The organism is Mesorhizobium sp. M0587, from assembly GCF_040320945.1.
Classification (GTDB): domain Bacteria; phylum Pseudomonadota; class Alphaproteobacteria; order Rhizobiales; family Rhizobiaceae; genus Mesorhizobium.
Map to the genome: position 1 here is coordinate 55,788 of NZ_JAMYQP010000013.1, position 20,052 is coordinate 75,839.

Annotated in this window: 21 protein-coding genes and 1 pseudogene; 7 read left to right on the top strand and 15 right to left on the bottom strand. The window is 64.5% G+C overall.

The window, feature by feature from the left end:
- Positions 1–29: 29 nt before the first annotated feature.
- The 6 genes from NKI49_RS14420 to NKI49_RS14445 all read right to left on the bottom strand — a co-directional run bounded on the left by NKI49_RS14420 (position 30) and on the right by NKI49_RS14445 (position 5,937).
- A complete protein-coding gene (locus NKI49_RS14420) occupies positions 30–440 on the bottom strand; it encodes a GtrA family protein (protein ID WP_352602137.1) in 411 nt (136 codons plus the stop codon).
- The gene (locus NKI49_RS14425; RefSeq protein ID WP_352602139.1) at positions 437–1,255 is read right to left on the bottom strand and encodes a ChbG/HpnK family deacetylase; all 819 of its coding nucleotides are present in this window, start codon (positions 1,253–1,255) and stop codon (positions 437–439) included. Before NKI49_RS14425 ends, NKI49_RS14420 begins: the two co-directional genes overlap by 4 nt.
- Positions 1,252–2,238, bottom strand: a complete 987-nt coding sequence (locus NKI49_RS14430) for a glycosyltransferase family 2 protein (protein WP_352602141.1) — start codon at positions 2,236–2,238, stop codon at positions 1,252–1,254. The genes NKI49_RS14425 and NKI49_RS14430 overlap by 4 nt, the downstream gene beginning before the upstream one ends.
- A complete protein-coding gene (locus tag NKI49_RS14435; RefSeq protein WP_352602143.1) occupies positions 2,231–3,397 on the bottom strand; it encodes a glycosyltransferase family 87 protein in 1,167 nt (388 codons plus the stop codon). The genes NKI49_RS14430 and NKI49_RS14435 overlap by 8 nt, the downstream gene beginning before the upstream one ends.
- Positions 3,398–3,605: 208 nt before the next feature.
- A complete protein-coding gene (locus tag NKI49_RS14440; RefSeq protein ID WP_352602145.1) occupies positions 3,606–4,643 on the bottom strand; it encodes a zinc-binding dehydrogenase in 1,038 nt (345 codons plus the stop codon).
- Positions 4,644–4,695: 52 nt separating this feature from the next.
- Entirely contained in the window at positions 4,696–5,937 is a 1,242-nt protein-coding gene (locus tag NKI49_RS14445; protein WP_352602147.1) for an acyl-CoA dehydrogenase family protein, read from the bottom strand.
- A 120-nt stretch (positions 5,938–6,057) separates the two neighbouring features.
- On the opposite strand from NKI49_RS14445, the gene NKI49_RS14450 reads away from it, so the two are divergent.
- The 4 genes from NKI49_RS14450 to NKI49_RS14465 all read left to right on the top strand — a co-directional run bounded on the left by NKI49_RS14450 (position 6,058) and on the right by NKI49_RS14465 (position 9,321).
- A complete protein-coding gene (locus NKI49_RS14450) occupies positions 6,058–6,873 on the top strand; it encodes an SDR family oxidoreductase (RefSeq protein ID WP_352602149.1) in 816 nt (271 codons plus the stop codon).
- Between the two features lie 38 nt (positions 6,874–6,911).
- On the top strand, positions 6,912–7,397 hold the full coding sequence (locus NKI49_RS14455; RefSeq protein ID WP_250888778.1) for a MaoC family dehydratase: 486 nt from the start codon (positions 6,912–6,914) through the stop codon (positions 7,395–7,397).
- Complete coding sequence (locus NKI49_RS14460; RefSeq protein WP_352602151.1) at positions 7,394–8,425, top strand: phosphotransferase; 1,032 nt, start codon at positions 7,394–7,396, stop codon at positions 8,423–8,425. The genes NKI49_RS14455 and NKI49_RS14460 overlap by 4 nt, the downstream gene beginning before the upstream one ends.
- Before the next feature lie 251 nt (positions 8,426–8,676).
- Positions 8,677–9,321 carry a TetR/AcrR family transcriptional regulator gene (locus NKI49_RS14465; protein ID WP_027024107.1) on the top strand — a complete coding sequence of 215 codons (645 nt, stop codon included), beginning with the start codon at positions 8,677–8,679 and terminating at the stop codon, positions 9,319–9,321.
- 363 nt (positions 9,322–9,684) lie between these two features.
- Here the strand turns inward: NKI49_RS14465 and NKI49_RS14470 are convergent.
- Positions 9,685–9,971, bottom strand: a pseudogene (locus tag NKI49_RS14470) (GIY-YIG nuclease family protein).
- Between the two features lie 370 nt (positions 9,972–10,341).
- On the opposite strand from NKI49_RS14470, the gene NKI49_RS14475 reads away from it, so the two are divergent.
- Entirely contained in the window at positions 10,342–10,590 is a 249-nt protein-coding gene (locus tag NKI49_RS14475) for a DUF680 domain-containing protein (protein WP_352602153.1), read from the top strand.
- A gap of 123 nt (positions 10,591–10,713) precedes the next feature.
- Here NKI49_RS14475 and NKI49_RS14480 read toward each other — a convergent pair whose 3' ends face one another.
- The 8 genes from NKI49_RS14480 to NKI49_RS14515 form a co-directional block, all read right to left on the bottom strand.
- On the bottom strand, positions 10,714–11,766 hold the full coding sequence (locus NKI49_RS14480; RefSeq protein ID WP_352602155.1) for a Gfo/Idh/MocA family protein: 1,053 nt from the start codon (positions 11,764–11,766) through the stop codon (positions 10,714–10,716).
- Complete coding sequence (locus NKI49_RS14485) at positions 11,766–12,551, bottom strand: ThuA domain-containing protein (protein ID WP_352602157.1); 786 nt, start codon at positions 12,549–12,551, stop codon at positions 11,766–11,768. The genes NKI49_RS14480 and NKI49_RS14485 overlap by 1 nt, the downstream gene beginning before the upstream one ends.
- Positions 12,552–12,630: 79 nt before the next feature.
- The gene (locus NKI49_RS14490) at positions 12,631–12,870 is read right to left on the bottom strand and encodes a hypothetical protein (protein WP_352602159.1); all 240 of its coding nucleotides are present in this window, start codon (positions 12,868–12,870) and stop codon (positions 12,631–12,633) included.
- A gap of 59 nt (positions 12,871–12,929) precedes the next feature.
- A complete protein-coding gene (locus tag NKI49_RS14495; protein ID WP_352602161.1) occupies positions 12,930–13,514 on the bottom strand; it encodes a sarcosine oxidase subunit gamma in 585 nt (194 codons plus the stop codon).
- Complete coding sequence (locus NKI49_RS14500) at positions 13,507–16,500, bottom strand: sarcosine oxidase subunit alpha (protein ID WP_352602163.1); 2,994 nt, start codon at positions 16,498–16,500, stop codon at positions 13,507–13,509. Before NKI49_RS14500 ends, NKI49_RS14495 begins: the two co-directional genes overlap by 8 nt.
- Positions 16,497–16,808, bottom strand: coding sequence for a sarcosine oxidase subunit delta (locus NKI49_RS14505; protein ID WP_352602165.1), 312 nt, complete (start codon positions 16,806–16,808; stop codon positions 16,497–16,499). The genes NKI49_RS14500 and NKI49_RS14505 overlap by 4 nt, the downstream gene beginning before the upstream one ends.
- Before the next feature lie 10 nt (positions 16,809–16,818).
- Positions 16,819–17,241 carry a hypothetical protein gene (locus NKI49_RS14510; RefSeq protein ID WP_352602167.1) on the bottom strand — a complete coding sequence of 141 codons (423 nt, stop codon included), beginning with the start codon at positions 17,239–17,241 and terminating at the stop codon, positions 16,819–16,821.
- Entirely contained in the window at positions 17,241–18,494 is a 1,254-nt protein-coding gene (locus NKI49_RS14515; protein WP_352602169.1) for a sarcosine oxidase subunit beta, read from the bottom strand. Before NKI49_RS14515 ends, NKI49_RS14510 begins: the two co-directional genes overlap by 1 nt.
- 216 nt (positions 18,495–18,710) lie before the next feature.
- Here NKI49_RS14515 and NKI49_RS14520 point away from each other — a divergent pair, with 216 nt between their 5' ends.
- Entirely contained in the window at positions 18,711–19,079 is a 369-nt protein-coding gene (locus tag NKI49_RS14520; RefSeq protein WP_352602171.1) for a YrdB family protein, read from the top strand.
- A 213-nt stretch (positions 19,080–19,292) separates the two neighbouring features.
- The gene (locus NKI49_RS14525; protein ID WP_352602173.1) at positions 19,293–20,051 is read left to right on the top strand and encodes an SDR family oxidoreductase; all 759 of its coding nucleotides are present in this window, start codon (positions 19,293–19,295) and stop codon (positions 20,049–20,051) included.
- The last annotated feature ends 1 nt before the right edge of the window (position 20,052 follow it).

Genomic DNA, 20,052 nt, shown 5'->3' on the forward strand with positions numbered 1-20,052 from the left:
CGGAAAATTCGTAGATAAAGATCGCCGCCCTATTTCAACAACCTGCCTTCGATCGACCAGCGCGCGGCGAGGAAATTCAGCACCGCCGCCACCACGACACCGCCGATCTTTGCCGGCCACACACCGGCTATGCCGGCGAATAGCGCGATCGACAGGCTGGAGACGCCGAGCGAAATCAGCGCCCCAAGCGAGGCGAAGCGAAGGAAGGCATCGCGCAGCCGGATGGCTGGGTCGCGCTCGAACGACCAGAAGCCGTTCGCCACGAAGGAGAAGATGACGGCGATGAACCAGGAGGTGACGTTGGCGGGCAGCGGCGGGACATGCAGCTTGAGCAGCACGTAAAAGCCGGCAAGGTCGATGGCCGTGTTCACCAGCCCGACAATGGCAAAGCGGACGATCTTGGTGCCGGTCGAACGCCGGGGGCGGCCGGTGCTGCTCATCCCTTGCCCTCCATGACCTCGGCACCGGCTTGGGCCAGGCTCGCGCCGAACGCGTCCGATGCGAGGACCGCGAATTCGGTCTCGCGCACGCTCTGCATCGGGTCGCGTGCACGCAGCGTCTCGTCGACATGGCCGGGGTGGCACATGAACAGCCCCTGTTCCGGCAGCGCCTCGATGGCGGCCTTGAGAGCCGGAGCAAATCGCTCGGGCTGCCGCCAGTCATAGATGCCGGCGAGCGGCTTGAAAACGCTGAAGCCGGCCCGCTGCATCGAGCGGTCGAAACCGGCCGCCAGGGCGGCGATCGCCGCAACTTTCGGCACCGCGGCGGCATTGCCGAACGCCGGAGCGCCGCGCAGTGCCGGCCTGCCCGCAGCTTCGGAAAAACGCATGCGCAGCCATGCCCGCACGACGGGCAGAAAATGCACGTGCTGGTGCCCGTCGATGAAGTCAGGTTGTTGACCGAGCGCCTCGACGAAGCGGCTGTACTGGGCGTCGAGCTCGGCATGGATATCGCCATCGCCGATGCGGTTGCGCAGGACAGGCAATGCCAGCGAGCGAAGCGGCGGCAACCGGCCTTCGGGCGCCAGGCTCGACCGGCCGGTGATCGCTGGCTGGTCCGTCAAGGTGAGGTGCAGCCCGACCGCGGCGCGGCCGCACAGCGGCTTTATGCGCGGAGCCTCCCCGGCCCATTCTGGAAAGCCGGTCATGCAGCTGGTGCCCGTCAGGCGGCCACGATGGAGCAGGTCCAGGATCGCGGCGGAGACGCCGGGCGCCAGGCCATAATCGTCGGCGATCAGGCGGATGCGCCGCGTCATCCGCGGGAGGCGCCTGGCCGCGGCCCGTCTGGACCGTCGCTGCGCACGACATCGCGCACGATATAGACCGGTCGGTCCTTGCTCTCGCTGAGCGACACCCAGACATATTCGCCGATCAGGCCAAGCAGGGTCAGGTTGAGGCCGCCGAGCAGCACGATGGCGACCAGGAGGCTGGGATAGCCGGGAACGGCAACGCCGTAGAACAGCACCTCGAAGAATACCTTGGCGCCGTAGGCGGCACCCGCCAATGCCGCAAGCAGTCCGCTGAGGCTGATGAGACGCAGCGGGATGACCGAGAAGGACGTAAACCCTTCCAGCGAAAAAGCGATCAGGTTGAGCCGGCTCCATTTCGACGTGCCGCTGGCGCGGCTCTCCGGCGAATAGGGTATGGCCTTCTGGCGAAACCCGGCCCAGGCGAACAGGCCCTTGTTGAAGCGCCGCTTGTCGCGCAAGCTGGTCAGCGCGCGCGCGACCGCGCCGCGCATGACGCGAAAATCGCCGGCATTTTCGGGAATGTCGAAACGCTGGCTGCTGTTGATCAGGCCGTAGAAAAGCCGCGCCAGCTGGCTGCGCCGCCAGCTCGCCTCGCGCCGGTCGTTCTGCGCGTAGACGACGTCGATATCAGGACTTTCCACCAGCTCTGCGACCATCTTCAGGCTGATATCCATCGAATGCTGGAGGTCGGCGTCCATGATCAGCACCATGTCGCCGCGCGACTGGTCGAGGCCGGCAAGCACTGCGACCTCCTTGCCGAAATTGCGGCTGAGGCGGACGATCTCCCAGGACCCGGACAGCGCCTGCGAAAACCGTTCGGCACCGTCGTCGCGGCTACCGTCATCGACCAGGATCTTGTGAACGGCCATGCCGAAGCGCTGCGCCACGGTCGCCTCGAGTTCGTCCAGCAGCCCGGCGAATGCCGATGCTAGTTGCGCCTCGTTGAGAAACGGCGCGACGATGTCGAGGGTGGGCCGCGATTCAGCCATTTGTGACAGATCCGGCATTCGCCACCTTTTCCCGTGCCTTGGCCCAGAACCACCATATCAGGGAACAGGCGATGAAAATGACCGCGATCGGCCGGAACCAGGGATAGAAGAAATCATGCATGTGGCGGTCGATGCCGGTCAGGCCGGTCAGGAACAGCGAAATGGACAGCACCGAGGCCAGGATGCCGCCTTGCTCCTCGCGCCACAACAGGGCGATGGCGAGGCCGGCGGGCACGGCGATCATGGCGTAGGTGTTGGGCTCGACGCGTGGGTTGAAGACGCACATGTAGAATGAAGCCGCCAGGAAGATGGCCAGCCCCGCCGTCCCGCTTTCGAGCTTGCGGTCGAACCAGATGACCGCGGAAAGCGTGAACATGGCGATGATGACGCGTATCGCCGTGGCGCCGGACTCCGGAATCGCCAATCCTATTCTGGTGAAGGGCGCGGTGAAATCGGTGGGGACAAAGTGGCTGGTGTTGTCGACCGCCATCGAAGTCAGCATGTGGGCGAAATCACGATATTGGTTGTCGAGATAGTCGGCGGGAGCGAACGCGTAAGGCAGCGCGAGAACGAACAGTATCGCCAGCACCAGCACTGGTATCAGCCGGGGCCGCAGTGCCCCCGCCAGGAGCAGCATGATGATCGCGGTGGGCTTGGCGATGACGGCGAGCGAGGCCCAGAAAAACGTCTCGGCGCGCCGCCCCTCGAGCGCCGATAAGGTGAGCAGCCAGCAGGCGCCGGTCAAGAGGATCGTCGCCTGGCCATTGCGGATCGCGCCGAGCGCCATCGGCAATGCGAGGAAAAGGCCGAAGGAGAGCAGCCAGGTCAATTCCCCGCCGCCGAGCTTGCGCACCTGCCGTATCGCGGCGAAGGTCAGCACCGCGAAGCCGAGGATATGCCATATCAGCCCGCCCAGATGAGGTCCCAGTTTCAACAGCGGGATATAGAGCGCGGCAAAGGCCGGCGCATAGAGATAACCCATCTCGGCCTGGACGTCGTAGAGCGGCCGGCCGGCCAGAAAATCCATGCTGCCATTTCGGTAGGCCTGCAACACGGTGCGCGTGTCGGGCGACCAGAGGACCAGCGCAAGAACGACCAGGAACGCTCCGACCCACAGGCTGAACCCCAAACGGTCGAAAACCGGCTTGGAAATCGTCATCAAGGCACCCCATACCACTCGGACCAGACCCTTGCCTGCGCCGTCCCGCATTTCGATGGCGGCGGCATATCACGGAAAGCGGCGTGGCATAGAGGCTGAAAACCGCGGATATCGTTCACACGGCCCAGGCGGGCCGCGTGGCACTCGCCTTTTTACCGACCATCAAGAGTTCTTGAAAGCCCCACGTTTCGAGCTTTTTCAAACGATGCTAGGGCCGAATGAACACCTTGCCGTTAGGCTTGGCCAGTTCCGCCGGCACCCGCGCCATCGCCTCGGCGAGCGGCACGACCGCCGTCACTTCGGTCGACCAGCGCCCATCGGAAAACCGCTTCTGCGCCTCCAGGATCGCCGGTCCGCGGCGGTCGCGGAACTGGCGCATCCACTCGCTCAGCCAGAACCCTTCGATAAGCTTGTGCTGAAAGATCAGCTGGCCCGGTTCGCGGATGATTGTCGTCCCGGGATCAAGCCGCCCGTAGATGATCCAGCGCGAACGCTTCGGCATGACGTCGAAGATCGCGGAGGCCAGCGGTCCGGTCACCGCGTCGAGGAAGATGCGCGGCTGTTCGGCCTTTATCACCTGGCGCAGCGCCGCCTTGAAATCCGGCGCCTTTTCATTGAGCACATGCGTCGCTCCAAGCGCCTTCAACGATGCGATCTGGTCGTCGCGGCGCACGGTGACGATCGGCCGAAAGCCAGCTTCGTTGGCGAGGCCGATAGTCAGCTTGCTGAGCTGGCTGGCGCCGGCAGTCATGATGAAGGCCTTCTGCCCCTCTTGCCTGACGATGTCGAACATGGCGATCGCGGTGAGCGGATTGACGATCATCGCCGCGCCGTCCTCGTCGCGCACGGTATCGAGCAGCGGGATACAGGCCGCGGCTTCGGCGACGGCATATTGCGCCCAAGAACCCCAGTTGGTGAGGCCGGTGGCGAAGGCGACGCGCTTGCCGGGCAGGCTTTTTGGAGAGGGCTCGTCGCCGCCGGCCACGACGGTGCCGACGCCCTCGAAGCCGGCCGGCTGGCCCTTGATCCGCGGCTGGCCGTAGTGGCCCTTGATGAAGGCGACGTCGGACGGATTGATCGAAGCCAGGCTGACCTTGATCAGCACCTGTGTCGGTCCAGGCGTCGGCACCGCGATGCTGCCCGGCTCGACATAGGGCTCCATCGCCTCCAGCACGCTGTCGCTCGGGGTCCTGGCATAGCCGTCGCCGACAACAAGCAGCGCCTTCATTTGGGAGGGGATCTTCATCAGGGGCTCCTTGCTTGCGGTCGGCAAGCCCGCAACGCGGCCGGCCAGCCGCTCAGACCTTTTCTTGCGTGTATTTCTTCAATTCCGTCCGTGCCACCTGCCGCCGGTGCACGGCATCCGGCCCGTCGGCAAGACGCAGCGTGCGAAGATGCGTCCATGAGCGGGCGAGCGGCGTGTCCTGGCTGATCCCCTGGGCGCCGAACATCTGCACCGCTTCGTCGGTCACCTTGAGGGCAACACGCGGCGCGATGACCTTGATCTGGCTGATCCATGGGGCAGCGGCGCGCGCATCGCCCTGGTCTATCATCCACGCCGCCTTAAGGCAGAGCAGCCGGGCCATCTCGATCTCCATGCGGCACTCGGCGATGATGTCGAAATTGGCGCCGAGCTTTGCCAGCTTCTGGCCGAAGGCCTCGCGGCGCAAGGAACGCTGGCACAGCATCTCCAGCGCGATCTCGGCCTGGCCGATGGCGCGCATGCAGTGATGAATGCGGCCGGGCCCGAGCCGCCCTTGCGCGATCTCGAACCCCCTGCCCTCGCCGAGAATCAGGTTCGATGCTGGGACACGTACATTGTCGAAGCGAAGGTGCATGTGGCCGTGCGGCGCGTCGTCGTCGCCATAGACCTGCATGGCCCGCAGCTTGGTCACGCCTGCTGTGTCCGACGGCACAAGGATCATCGAGTGGCGGCGATGCGGCGGCTCCTCGTCGCCGCCGGTCCGCACCATGACGATGTAGATTGCACAGCGCGGATCACCGGCACCGGACGCCCACCATTTCTCACCATTGAGCACATAGTCGCCACCCCGCTGCTCGCAGCGCATGGCAATATTGGTGGCGTCGGAGGAGGCGACATCCGGCTCGGTCATCAGATAGGCCGAGCGGATTTTTCCGTCGAGCAGCGGCTCCAGCCAGGCCTTCTTGTGCTCGGCCGAGCCGTAGCGCTCCAGCACCTCCATATTGCCGGTGTCGGGCGCCGAACAGTTGAAGGTTTCGGCGCCGAGATACGCCTTGCCCATCTCCTCGGCCAGATACGCGTATTCGACGGTGGACAGGCCGTAGCCGCGCTCCGAGCCGGTCAGCCAGAAATTCCACAGGCCGCGCTCCCGTGCGGTCTTTTTCAGCCCTTCGAGGATTTCGCTCTGGCGCGCCGTATGGACCCAGCGGTCGCCTTCTCTCCCCACCTCGCCCAAAAATTCCTTGTCGAGCGGCATGACCTCGTCGCGTACCATGGCGGCGACGCGCGCATGGATCGGCTTCAGCCGCTCGGTCATGCCGAGATTCAATTCCGTCATCGATCGCTAACCCTTCATGCAGGCCCGGCACTTTACCCGTGGCAAGGATGACCGTACTTCGGATAGCCTTGTCAACGCGAACCGTTTGCTGGCACGCCGGGGCAGACACGGAGGATTGCGATGGCCTATCTGGACGAGCTGTTTTCGGTGGCCGGCAAGACCGCGCTGGTGACGGGTGCGGCGACCGGCATCGGCCGCATGGCGGCAACCGCGCTGGTCAGGGCCGGCGCCGGCGTGATGATCGCCTCGCGCAAGGGCGACGACTGCACCAAGGTTGCCGGCGAACTGAACGCGCTTGGCGCCTCGGGCCGCGCCGAGGGCTTCGCCGGCGATGTCTCCAGCGAGGCCGGCATCGCCGCACTCGTCGCCGAAGTCACGGCCCGGACCGACAGACTGCATATCCTGATCAACAATGCCGGCGTGTCCTGGGGCGCGCCCCTGGAGAGCTTCCCCTACCATGCCTGGGCCAAGGTGTTCGGCGTCAACGTCACCGCGGTCTTCCATCTGACACGCGAATTGCTGCCGCTGCTCGAGGCCGCCGCCACCGATGCCGACCCGGCCCGGGTGATCAATCTGGGTTCGGTGATGGGGACGCAGCCGCTGGCCGACGACGCATATTCCTACACCGCCTCGAAGGCCGCGGTTCACCACCTGACCCGCACCTTGGCGCTGGAGTTCGCCGCCCGCCGCATCACCGTCAACGCCTTCGCGCCGGGTCCCTTCCAGAGCAGGATGACGGCGTTCGCCACCGGTACGGATGAGCAGGCCAGGCATGTCGGCGGCCATGTTCCGATCGGCCGTATCGGCGCGCCGGATGACATTGCCGGCGCAACGCTCTATTTGTGCAGCCGTGCGGGCAGCTATGTCACCGGCGCCATCCTGCCGATCGACGGCGGGCAGTCGGTGCAGCATGGATTGACCTTGTTCAAGGAATGACATTTTCCGGCCGCAGAAGCCCGGGTGAACTGGAGGACATGAGCGTGGAACCGATCAGTCTCGATGTGCTTCTGGCCAATGTCGGCAAGGAGGTTGGCGTGTCGCCGTGGCGTGTGGTCACGCAGCGCATGATCGATCAGTTCGCCGACGCCACCGACGACCACCAGTTCATCCACTGCGATCCCGAGCGGGCCAAGCGCGAAACCCCGTTCGGCGGCACCATCGCGCATGGCTTCCTGTCGTTGTCGCTGCTGTCGGCGATGACCTTCGAGACCATGCCGCCATTGGAAAACGGCAAGATGGGCGTCAATCACGGCTTCGATTCTCTACGCTTCCTGGCCCCGGTGAAGACCGGCGCGCGCATCCGCACCCGTTTCGTGCTGGCCGACGTCAAGGTCAGGCCGTCGGGTTGGGTACAGACCGCGCATGACGTGACGATCGAGATCGAGGGCTCGAAGAAGCCGGCGCTGACCGCACGCTGGCTCACCCTGACCCTGATCGAGCGCCAGCCCGAGACCGCATGAACGGCCCGAACGTTCTCGACCAGGCGGCACTCGCGCCTTACCTCGAGGCGAACATTCCCGGTTTCTCCGGACTTCTCTCCGTCGAAAAATTCAAGTCCGGTCAATCGAACCCGACCTATCTCATCCTGGCGGCGAGCGGCCGCTACGTGCTTCGCGCCAAGCCGCCCGGCCAGTTGCTGAAATCGGCGCATCAGGTCGACCGGGAGTTCAGGGTGATGAGCGCGCTTGCCGGCACCGCCGTGCCGGTGCCCGACATGCTGCATCTGTCGGCGGAGGCTTCGCCGATCGGCCGCATGTTCTATATCATGCGTTTCGTCGACGGCCGCATCTTCTGGGATCCGGCGCTGCCGGAAGCTTCCGGCAAGGATGAACGCGCCGCGATCTACGATGCCATGAATGCGACGCTCGCCGCCCTGCACGATGTCGATTTCGAGGCTATCGGTCTCGGCGATTTCGGCAGGACGGGCAATTATTTCGAGCGGCAGCTGGCGCGCTGGACCGGCCAGTATCGCGCCTCGGAAACCGGCACTGTCGCCGACATGGACCGGCTGATCGCCTGGCTGGAAACGCACATGCCCGCCGATGATATCAGCGTCTCGCTGGTGCATGGCGACTACCGGCTCGACAATCTGATCTTCGCACCGGACCGGCCAGAGGTGCTGGCGGTGCTCGACTGGGAGCTGTCGACGTCAGGCCATCCCTTCGCCGACATCGCCTATCAGTGCATGCAATGGCGCCTGCCGCACGCCTCACCTTTTCGCGGCCTGGGCGGCATCGACCGTTCCGCCCTCGGTCTCCCCTCCGAGGAGGCCTATGTCGCCGCCTATTGCCGTCGGCGCGGTCTGACCGGCATCGGCAACTGGACCTTCTTCCTCGCCTTCTCCTTCTTCCGGCTGGCGGCGATCTGCCAAGGCGTCTACAGGCGGGCGCTGGACGGCAATGCCTCCAATCCCGAAAAGGCCAGGACCTACGGCGAGGCGGTGAAGCTGCTTTCGCATCTCGGCGCGAAACTGATCGACCGAAACTGATTGACTCAAAGCGGATCGATAAGGAGACGGATTGTCGCTTTGACGGAGCAACGGTGCTGATCACGGATGCTGCCGGCGACCTCGGCGTCGCGCCGACCCAACCAGCTCCTTCATGCCGGCCACACGGTCACCTTGGATGGCAGCGTCGGCGTCATCCGGTGCCTGCCGCTTGGGAACCTGCCACGCTCTTGTCCGTTTCCGTACAGCGTATATAATTTAGCCAGGCACCAACCCGACGAAAGCACCAGATCTTGCCGCAGAGCGTCCAGAAACGCCGCGAAAAACAAAAGGCCGAACTGCGCTCCGAACTGGTCGAGGCCGCGCACAAGCTTGTCCAGGAAGAAGGCTATGAAGGCCTGACCATCCGCAAGCTGGCCAAGCGGGTCGGCTATGCGCCGATGTCGGTCTATTCCTACTTCGCCGACAAGCAGGACATTCTGTTCGCGCTGGCCGAGGATGCGTTCGAGACGCTTGCCCGCCGTATCGAGGAGCACCCGTCCGACGACCCAATCGAGGCGTTGCAGGCCGTCATGACCGAATATGCTGCCTTCGGGCTGGGCAATCCCAACGAATACCGCACCGTCTTCATGACTGAAAAGACCAAGCTGCCGGAAGGCCGGAGCTACGAGGACATGGAGGAGAGCAATCCGGCGATGAAAGTGCTGATCAGCAGGGTCGAGGCCTGCGTTGCCGCCGGCAAATTGCAGGGCGACCCGCGCGCCATCGCCACCATGCTGTGGGCTGTCGGCCACGGCACGATCTCGCTGCTGATCACCTTCCCATTCTACCCCTTCGGCGACCCGCAGGCGTTCGTGAAGCGCATGTGCGATTTCACGCTTGCCACGCTCAGCACGCAAAACGTGCCGCCGCTTACCGAGAATCCGGTCGACTGCTGAACGGTATTCGAGGACGCCGGCGGGACGGTGCAATGGTTGCGGCCCCTAGCACTACACGGGAGTGGAGCATCATGACCATTCAGGGTTGGCTGAAGCCTCCGCAACTTCGTCATCACTGGGTCAGGCAGGAGCGAAGCTCCGTACCTAGGACGATGGGAAGGGATGCTTCGGGTAATCTCGAAGGTACCGGATTGCCATTGATGCCAAAACTCCTCCGATGCCGAACTCCAACGCCTGCGATTGGCCTCGGGCCTTCCACACCGTCGTCATCCTAGGGCAAAGCAAGGAGCGCAGCGACGCGGCGCAGACCCTAGGATCCATGCCGCGACATTCGCGACGATCACGGCGATCCGGAACGGCGCACTACCACCCAGTCCCGCGAAAGAGTTCGAACCATTCCGGGTTGGTCTTCTCGATCAGTTCGATCTTCCACTGACGGGCCAACGCTTCAGCGATTTCTCGCGCTAAATAGCGTCGGTGATGTCAAAAATATTCCTCGTACCAGACCAATCGCTGCACGCCGTAGCGGCTGGTGAATGGGAGCCTTAGCCGGACTTGTGCTCAGGCATGCGGCGCCCGAGATCGTTGGTGACGCCGATATAGAGGGTGCCGCGTTTCTGACTCGCACTTATGTAGACATAGCCGATCATGCCTCAGCCATGGCGGGCAATCGGAGCGCCGACTATCCCTCATCCGCTGCATTTCTCGGCAGGCGTCGCGGCATGGATCCTAGGGTCTGCGCCGCGTCGCTTCGCTCCTTGCTCCGCCCAAGGATGACGAAGCGATGAACAGGCGCTAGTTGCTGAGGCATGCGGCCCATCAGCCATGCGATCCATAACCGCAAACGCCACTCACCGCCCGGCCCTCCACCTGTGTCAGTTCGCCGCAAAGTTAAATGTTCAATAAAATTTATCGTACATGTACGTTTTCTCACTTGAACGCCAGCATCTCCGGACGTATATGTACGGTGTATCGTACATGTACGAAGAAAAATTCACCCGTCGAAAACGGAGACTGACAATGAAAAAGACACTCCTCGCCCTTACCGCCGTGCTGGCACTTTCGGGCTCGGCCTTCGCCGCCAACACCGCCCATCCGGTCAAGCATGTGCCCGCTGCAACCTGTATCGACACCAGGACCAACGCGAAGCTCGATTGCGCTTCGACCGGCTCGGTCGAGAAGAAGGGCTCCACGGAAAACACCGCTGAAGGCAAGGGCCCGCGCCTCGGCATCAGCATCAATCCCTGGATCGTGCCGGGCGCATTCTGAGATTGCGGGAAATCACTTCCGGCAGGCACGGACCGGCCCGAGTTTCTGAGAGTCTTTCGTCCGGAATTGCGTAAAAACAAAGAGATAGAGCGGTTTGGCGCTTCCGCGAAACGGTGAACCGCGCTAGCCGATCGAGACCGGCAGCTTGGCCGCTGAACTCTCGAACGCCGCGTCGATCAGTTTCTGCATGTCGGCGGCGCGCCGAAAGGACGGATCGCCGTTTAGCCCAGCATCGAGCGCGTCGGCGAAACGCCGGGCGTTGCGCTTGACTTCCGGCGGCACCAGCGTGCGCCAGCGCTGCTGGTCGATGTCGGCGCCGACACAGGCGGAGAGGCTCGATGCCTTGCCGTCGGTTTCCACTTTGATGGCGCCCCCGGTGCCGTGCAGGGCGAGCGACAGATCGTTGGCATGACCGGTCGCGTAGCGGCTCGCCACGATCGTGGCGAGCGCGCCGGACCTTAGCCGCCCCGTCATCGCCACGCTGTCATTGGCGTCCAGAAAATAGTCGCCTATGCGTTCGCCCTCGGCCTTCGAAAACGTCACTAGATCGGCATTCAGGCTGACGACATCCTGGCCTGCGCCATAGGTAGCGAAGTCGAGGATGTGGATGCCCACGTCACCCAGCACGCCTGTCGAGCCATGCCGGCTAGAAAGGCGCCACAGCCATTTGTCCTCGACCCGCCAGTCTCCCCAGGATTTGCTGACCAGCCAGCTCTGCCGGTAGCTCGCCTCGACATGGCGCAGTTCGCCGATCTCGCCGGCCTGCACCATGCGCCGCGCTTCCTGGATCGCCGGCGAGTTGCGATAGGTCAGGTTGACCATGTTGACGACCCCGGCCGCCTCGGCGGCTTCGGTCATGTCGAGTGCATCGGCGTGGTTCGGCGCCAGCGGCTTTTCGCAGAAGACGTGCTTTCCCTGGGCAAGCAGCGCCAGCGTCGTTGCCTTGTGCACGCCGTCCGGCGTCGCGTTGATGGCGGCGTCGAACTGGCCCCAGGCGATCGCCGCCTCCAGGCTCTCGAAGAAATAGCCGATCCTGTTGGCGGCGGCGAATGTGGCCGCTCGGCCCGGCACCTGATCGACGCAGGCGACGATGCTACAGCCGGGGACCTCAGCGAATTCTTCCACGTGATGCCCGGCAATGCCACCCGTGCCGAGCAGAAGCAGGCGATGCGGCATCAACTAAGGCCCTTGTCGCCATCGGCATGCAGGCGCAGGCCTTTCTGCACGATCTTTTCCTTGGCCTTGTCCGTCGGCACGTTCGGCGCGTTGGTGATGCCGGACCAGGCAGGCGCCGGGTTGTGCGCCCAGTGGACGGCGTTGCGCAGCACCTGCTGCACGCCCTCATTGTGATAGATCGGGTAGGTCTCGTGGCCGGGCGAGAAGTAGAAGATCCTGCCGGCGCCGCGCTGATAAGTCAGCCCGGACCGGAACACTTCGCCGCCCTCGTACCAGGAGACGAACACCGTCTCCAGCGGCTCCGGCACCGCGAATGGCTCGCCATACATTTCGGTCTCGCCGATCTCAAGGCATTCGCCGATGCCTTGCGCGATGGGATGGCCGCGGTTGATCGCCCAGACCCGCTCGCGCTCGCCCGCCTCGCGCCATTTCAGCGAACAGGGCGTGCCCATCAGCCGCTTGAATATCTTCGAATAGTGGCCGGAGTGGAGCACGATCAGCCCCATGCCTTCCCAGACCCGCTTCTGCACGCGCTCGACGATCTCGTCCTTGACCTCGCCATGGGCAGCGTGCCCCCACCACAGAAGGACATCGGTCTCGGCCAGGCGCTTTTCGCTCAAGCCGTGCTCGGCCTCCTGCAAGGTGGCGGTGGTCGCCTCAATGCCCTTGTCCTGGTTCAGCGCGGCGGCAATGGTGCCGTGCATGCCCTTGGGATAGAGGTCGCGCACGGCGGCATTGGTCTGTTCATGAACGTTCTCGCCCCAGACGATGGCTTTTGTCGGCATTTTTCATCTCCCAAAGCGCTTTAAATAGCGCATCCCAGGCATCCTTGAGAAGATGCGGCTCAGCCGAAGCTTGGGGAAATCAGGGCTTTCGGCTCTTCCGGCCGGCGACGGACTTGGCCTTGCCGGGCCTGGCGGGCGCGCCGGGAATGGCCGTTCCGGTGATCGACACTGGATCGCTGGCCGGGAACGTATCCTCGAGACCTTCCTCGAGTTCCTCCTCGGCGTCGGCCTCGGGATGCCGCTCATGCTCGAACGAGCGGACAGCCGCGGTTTTCGCTGCCGTCTTCCGAGGCGGCTTCGGCGCTGACTTTGACGGCATCGAACATTCTCCCTCGACGTGCTGCCGCACAACGGACGCGGGCGGCAAACGTTCCGGGTTCAGACCGCCGCGTCGCGTGCCCCTTCGGACAGGAAAGTAAAAACATAGTCCGAGAAGGAACGCCAGCACTCGACCCGGAAGGCATCGGCGGCGGTGCGCAGCAGCACGATCTCGGCCTTGCCGAGGATGGTGCGCGAAGCGGCCCCGACCGGAAAGACTTCGAGCGACAGGTCCTGCGGGCAGCCTGAAGCGATCGCGGCTTCGGCCGCCGGACCGGTGACCGAGATCGCGATATTGCGATGCGAGACGCCGACGGCCGAATGCAGGGCCGGAACCTCCGCGCAATTAGTGAGCGGGTCGTTTCCGGCCTCGTCGATGACAAGCCATTCGTCGGGGCCGAGCCACAGCGCAGTGCGCCCTGCCTTTGATGCCGAAGTTTTGGGCTTTTTCAGCAAGGTCAGGCCGAGCGCCTTAGACAATGCCGCAACCGAAGCTTCCGGCGCGCGCAGCGAGATGCGCTCCGCCGGTGGCAACACCTCGACCTTGACGCTGGTGGCGGAGGTCGCGCGTCCGGCCAGCGCCGGACGGCGCTCGACCGAAGGCGATGCGGCCGAAGCCACTTTCTTTGCGGCAGCCTTAGCCATTGAGGCGCCCTCCCGTCTCGTCGAAGAACACCATGCCGGTAACCTCCACTTCGATCACCCCGTCCGGCATCGGCACGTAGAGCGTGTCACCCATCCGGTCGCGGCCGCCGGCGACCAGCGCCAGTGCAATCGAGCGGCCGCAATTCTGCGACCAATAGCTCGAGGTGACATGGCCGATCATCTTCATGGGGATCGCTTGTTTGGGATCCTCGACGATCTGCGCGCCTTCCTCCAGCACCACCTTCGGGTCCTTGGTCTTGAGGCCGACCAGCTGCTTGCGGCCACTGGCGACCAGGTCCGGCCGCGTCAGGCCCCTGATGCCGACGAAGTCGGTCTTCTTCTTGCCGACCGCCCAGTCGAGGCCGGCATCGTTCGGCGTCACCGTGCCATCCGTGTCCTGGCCGACGATGATGTAGCCTTTTTCGGCGCGCAGCACGTGCATGGCCTCGGTGCCGTATGCGGCCGCACCATGCTTCTGGCCTTCGGCCCACAGCGCTTCCCAGACGGCCTGGCCGTAGTCGGCCGGCACGTTGACCTCGAAGCCGCGCTCGCCGGTGAACGACATGCGGAATAGTCTGGTCGGCACGCCGCAAATCTTGCCTTCGCGCACCGACATATGCGGCAGCGCCTCGTCGGACATGTCGATGCCTTCGACCAGCGGCGCTATGATGTCGCGGGACTTCGGCCCCTGTACGGCGATGACCGCCCATTGCTCGGTGATCGAGGTCAGCCAAACATTGAGGTGCGGGAACTCGGTCTGGAGATAATCCTCCATGTGGTTCATAACGCGCGGCGCGCCGCCCGTCGTCGTCGTCACATGGAAGCGGTCCGGCGCCAGCCTGCCGACGACGCCGTCATCGTAGATGAAGCCATCCTCGCGCAGCATGATGCCATAGCGGCAGCGGCCGGGCTCCAGCTTCTCCCACGGATTGGTGTAGAGCAATTCCATGAATTTGGCCGCATCCGGCCCGACCACTTCGATCTTGCCCAGTGTCGAGGCATCGAACAGGCCGGCCGTGTTGCGCACCGCGACGCATTCCCGGTCCACCGCCGCGTGCATGTCCTCGCCCGCCTTCGGGAAATACCACGCGCGCTTCCATTGGCCGACATCCTCGAACACGGCACCTTGCGCCTCGGCCCACGGATGGATCGCCGTCTTGCGGGTCGGGTCGAACAATGGACCGCGCGCATGGCTGACGATCGCGCCGAAGGTGACCGGCGTATAGGGCGCCCGGAACGTGGTCAGGCCGACCTCCGGGATCGGCTTGCCCAGCGTCTCGGCAGCAATCGCCAGGCCGTGCATATTGGAGGTCTTGCCCTGGTCGGTCGCCATGCCGTTGGTGGTGAAGCGCTTGACGTGCTCGATCGAGCGCATGCCTTCATGCACCGCCTGGCGGATATCCTTGGCGGTGACGTCGTTCTGGAAATCGACGAAGGCCTTGACCGTAGTGTCCGCCCCGGCGCCGGGAGCCGCACCCAGCATGCCGCGAGACCAGCTCTCCGAGGCATCGACCTTCGGCTTGGCGCCCTTGGCGGCTTTCGCGCCGGCCTCCTTGGCCGCCTTGGCGCCCGCCGCATAGGCCTCGTCGATTGTTGCCGAGAGACCATCGGTGCCATTGCAGGCGCCGACCGAGACGCAGTCCTGCGCATAGGTGCCCGGCACGAAGCGCTTGGTCTCGTCGTTGAAGGCGACCTTGCCGCGCGATTGCGAGAACAGATGCACCGACGGCGTCCAGCCAGCCGACATCAGGATCGCATCGACAGGAATGGTACGCTCGCCGCCGCCGTTCTTCGGCTGCACGGTCATCGACGACACCCGCAACTTGCCACCGGCACGGATCACCGCGCGGCCGAAATTGATCTCGATGCCGAGCGCCCTCGCTTCGTCGATCACCGGTCCGGTCGGATTGTCGCGCAGATCGACGATCGCCGCGACGTTGACGCCGGCCTTCTTCAGGTCGATCGCCGCCGCGTAGGCGGAATCATTGGCGGTGTAGACGCCGACATTCCTGCCGACCGCGACGCCGTAATGGTTGAGATAGGTGCGCGCCGCCCCTGCGAGCATGACGCCCGGCCGGTCATTGTCGGCGAACACCATGTGGCGCTCGATGGCGCCGGAGGCCAGCACCACGCGCTTGGCCCTGACCTGCCACAGCCGCTCGCGCGGCAATTCGTGGCCGGGGGTCGAGAGATGGTCGCTGACACGCTCGACAAGCCCGACGAAATTCTGTGCGTAATAACCGAAAGCCGTCGTGCGCGGCAGCACGCGGACATTGTCCATGGCGGCGAGCTTCGCCACCGCCGCCTGCGCCCAGGCAAAACCGCCCTGGCCGTCGATCCGAGCGCCGCTTTCGAAACGCAGGCTGCCGCCGAAGTCGGCCTGCTCGTCGGCGAGGATGACGCGCGCGCCGGTTTCAGCCGCCGCCAACGCCGCTGCGATGCCGGCCGCGCCACCACCCAGCACCAGCACGTCGCAATGCGCGTAGCGCGAGGAATAATGGTCGGGATCGGGCTTGTCGGGGGAAACGCCGAGGCCGGCCGCGGCGCGGATCTTCGGCTCGTAGAGGCTTTTCCAGGCTGCCTTCGGCCACATGAAGGTCTTGTAGTAGAAGCCTGCCGAAAATAGCGGCGAGGCGATGTCGTTGACGGCGCTGACATCGAAGGACAGCGACGGCCAGCGGTTCTGCGACTGTGCGGCAAGCCCGTCATAAAGCTCCTGCACTGTCGCCCGAACATTCGGCGTCTTGCGGGCCGCGTCACGCTTGATCTCGACCAGCGCGTTCGGTTCCTCGGCGCCCGCCGACAGTATGCCGCGCGGCCGGTGGTACTTGAACGAGCGGCCGACAAGGTGGACGCCGTTGGCGAGCAGCGCCGAAGCCAGCGTGTCACCCTCGATGCCGACGTAGGACTGGCCATCGAAGCTGAACCGAGCGGTCTTGGCCTGTCTGAGGCGGCCGGCGCTGGGGATGCGGAACGCGCCGCTCATTTGGCAACCACTTCGCTGGAGTTTCTGGGCAGCTTCGACGGCTTCGGCTCGCCGGCCTTGTAGGTCATGATGAACTTGTCGGTGACGGTGTCGCGCACGGCGTTGAAAAAACGGGCGCAGCCATGCATGTGCCGCCAGCGCTCATAGATGATGCCCTTGGGGTTGGAGCGGATGAAGAAGAACTTTTCGAAATCATCGTCGCTCTCGCCAGCGATATTGGCCGAGCGCGCGATATGCGCCTCGCCGGCGTTGCGGAACTCGAGCTCCGGGCGCTCTTCCTCGCAATAGGGGCAGCGGATGAGAAGCATCGTGTCGTTCCTACAATTCGCCGTGGCCGACGCGGGCGCCGGCGGGTTGGTCGCAAAGCTTCTGGCCCATGGTCACGAACGGGGCGACGAGCCGCATGCGCTCCTCGACGCTCGCGGCATCGCGAAACAGGTCCCGGTCGGCCATGTTGCCGAGTGTCAGTTGCAGCGGGTCCGTCGTGACGATGACCGCACGCGGTTCGAAGTCCTCCTCCGCGTCCAGCCCATCCGGCCGGTCTTCGAAGAACATCACCACCTTCTGGCCAGCGCTCCAGACGCCCGCCAGCATTCCCTCGTCGACCGAAAACGGCCAGCCGGCCTCGTTGCCGGCGCGCTCGATCGGCTGCATCCGCACCTCTTGCGGCGACGGCATATGGAACATGCCCTGTTCCCCCGCCATGATCAGCGGCATCGCGACAGCCATCTCAGCCATCATCAGTGCGCCACCGCCGCCGCCGCCGCCTCGTCGATGAGGCGGCCGGTGCGGAAGCGTTCGATGGTGAAGGGTGCGTTGATCGGATGCGGATCGTCCCTGGCGATGGTGTGGGCAAAGACATGGCCCGAACCAGGCGTCGCCTTGAAGCCGCCCGTACCCCAACCGCAATTGACGTAGAGGCCGGGCACCGGCGTCTTGGCCAGGATCGGCGAGCGGTCGGGCGTGACGTCGACGATGCCGCCCCAGGAGCGCAGCATCTTCATGCGCGTGAAGATCGGGAACATCTCGCAGATGGCGTCCAGCGTATGCTGCAATATGTGCAGGCCGCCGGTCTGCGAATAGGAGACATACTGGTCGGTGCCGGCGCCGATCACCAGTTCGCCCTTGTCCGACTGCGAGATATAGGCATGCACCGTGTTCGACATCACCACGCAGGGAACGACAGGCTTGACCGGCTCCGACACCAGCGCCTGCAGCGGATAGCTCTCCAGCGGCATTCGCACGCCGGCCATGTTCATGATCACCGAGGAATGGCCGGCAGCGACGACGCCGACCTTCCTGGCGCCGATGAACCCGCGCGTCGTGTCGACGCCGATCACCGCGCCGTTCGGCGCCCGCTTGACCCCGGTCACCTCGCAGTTCTGGATGATGTGGACGCCGCGCGCCGAGGCGCCGCGCGCGTAGCCCCAGGCCACCGCATCATGGCGCGCCGTGCCGCCGCGGCGCTGCAAGGCGGCACCGACGACTGGATAGCGTGCGTCTTTGGAGGTGTTGAGCGGCGGGCAGAATTCCTTGGCCTGCTCCGGCGACAGCCATTCATTGTCGATGCCGTTCAGCCGGTTGGCGTGGACATGGCGCTTCAGCACCTGGATGTCGTGCACATTGTGGGCGAGCATCATGACGCCGCGCGCCGAGTACATGACGTTGTAGTTGAGTTCCTGGGAGAGCCCATCCCACAGCTTCAGCGCATGGTCGTAAATGCCGGCGCTTTCATCATAGAGATAGTTGGAGCGGATAATGGTGGTGTTGCGGCCGGTATTGCCGCCGCCGAGCCAACCCTTTTCCAGCACCGCGACATTGGTGATGCCGTGCACCGTGGCGAGATAATAGGCCGTGGCCAGGCCGTGGCCGCCGGCGCCGACGATGATGACGTCGTATTCCTTCTTCGGCTCAGGCGAGGACCATTGCTCTTCCCAGCCCTTGTGGCCACGCATGGCCTCGCGGGCGATGGCGAATACCGAATATTTCTTCAACGTCCCAGCCTCTCGCCAAAAGGTCTCGCGAATACCGGCCGGGCATTGGTTCTGGCCCCGGCGCGCGAGGTGTATCACTAGCGAAACCGCGCTTCCACCCTTGCGCTGTTTGCGACGGCGCTTGCCGTTTTGCGCCGTGTTGAAAAAGAGGCGTCCCGTCTGGCGCCCATGGCCACTTCCGGTCACATTGCCTTTGTGCGAAACCGGAGGACGATTGTGGGCAACGCCTGGTGGAACCTGACATTACGCTTCCTGCTGGAGCTTGCCGCCTTGCTCGGCCTCGGCATCTGGGGCTGGAGCCTCGTCGGCGGGTTGTGGCGCTGGATTCCGGCTCTGGCCCTGCCATTCATCGCGGCTGCCTTGTGGGGCACCTTCGCGGTGCTCGACGATCCAAGCCGGTCGGGCCGCGCACCGGTGCCGGTTCCGGGTGCGGTGCGGCTGGTGCTGGAACTCGCCATTCTGTTCGGCGGCGCGGCTGGATTTTATCTGACCGGCCATACGACCACTGGCATCCTCGCCGCCATGCTCGTCGCCGTCAGCTACGCCTTCTCGCTCGACCGCCTAGGATGGCTGCTGCGGCAATAGTTCGGCACGATCCGGCCATCGCTTCAGCTCGCGATTGCCATCTCTTCCGGGCGCCGGCTGTTCATGGTCTCCGTCAGACGGTTGGAGATTGACCCGGAGGCGATTGCGCCGGCGGCGCAGCCTCCGCAGGTTTCGGGTGGTTCCGCCCCGCTCCATTTGCGACCAAGCATCCGATCGCCGGCAGAGCTGGCGCGAAGCAAAGGACGCAAAAAGATGCTCGCACTCGCCAACAAGATCGCCATCGTCACCGGTGCCAGTTCCGGCATCGGCCGCGCCACTGCAAAGCTCTTCGCCAAGCAAGGCGCCAAGCTCATCGTCGCCGCCCGCCGTCAGGCGGAGCTCGATGCGCTTGTCGCCGAGATCGCCGACGCCGACGGCACGGCGGTCGCGCTTGCTGGCGATGTCCGGGACGAATCCTACGCCAAGGCCCTTGTCGATCTTGCCATCGAAAAATTCGGCGGTCTCGACATCGCCTTCAACAATGCCGGCGCGGTCGGCCAGATGGGGCCGATATCGGATCTGCTCCTGGAGGGATGGCGCGAAACGCTGGACACCAACCTGACCAGCGCGTTTCTCGGCGCGAAATATCAGGTGCCGGCGATGATCGAGCGCGGCGGTGGCTCGTTGATCTTCACCTCCACCTTCGTCGGCCACACGGTCGGTATGCCCGGGATGACCAGCTATGCCGCAAGCAAAGCCGGCCTGATTGGATTGACGCAGGTACTCGCCGCCGAATACGGCCCGCGAGGCATACGGGTCAACGCACTGCTACCCGGTGGTACCGACACTCCGGCGGCAACCTTCAAGACCCCCGAGTCCCGCGCCTTCGTGGAAGGACTGCATGCGCTGAAGCGTGTTGCCGAACCCGAGGAGATCGCCCGCTCGGCGCTCTACCTCGCCTCCGACGCCTCGAGCTTCACCACCGGAACCGCGCTGTTTGCCGACGGCGGCGTCTCGATCAACCGGACGTGAA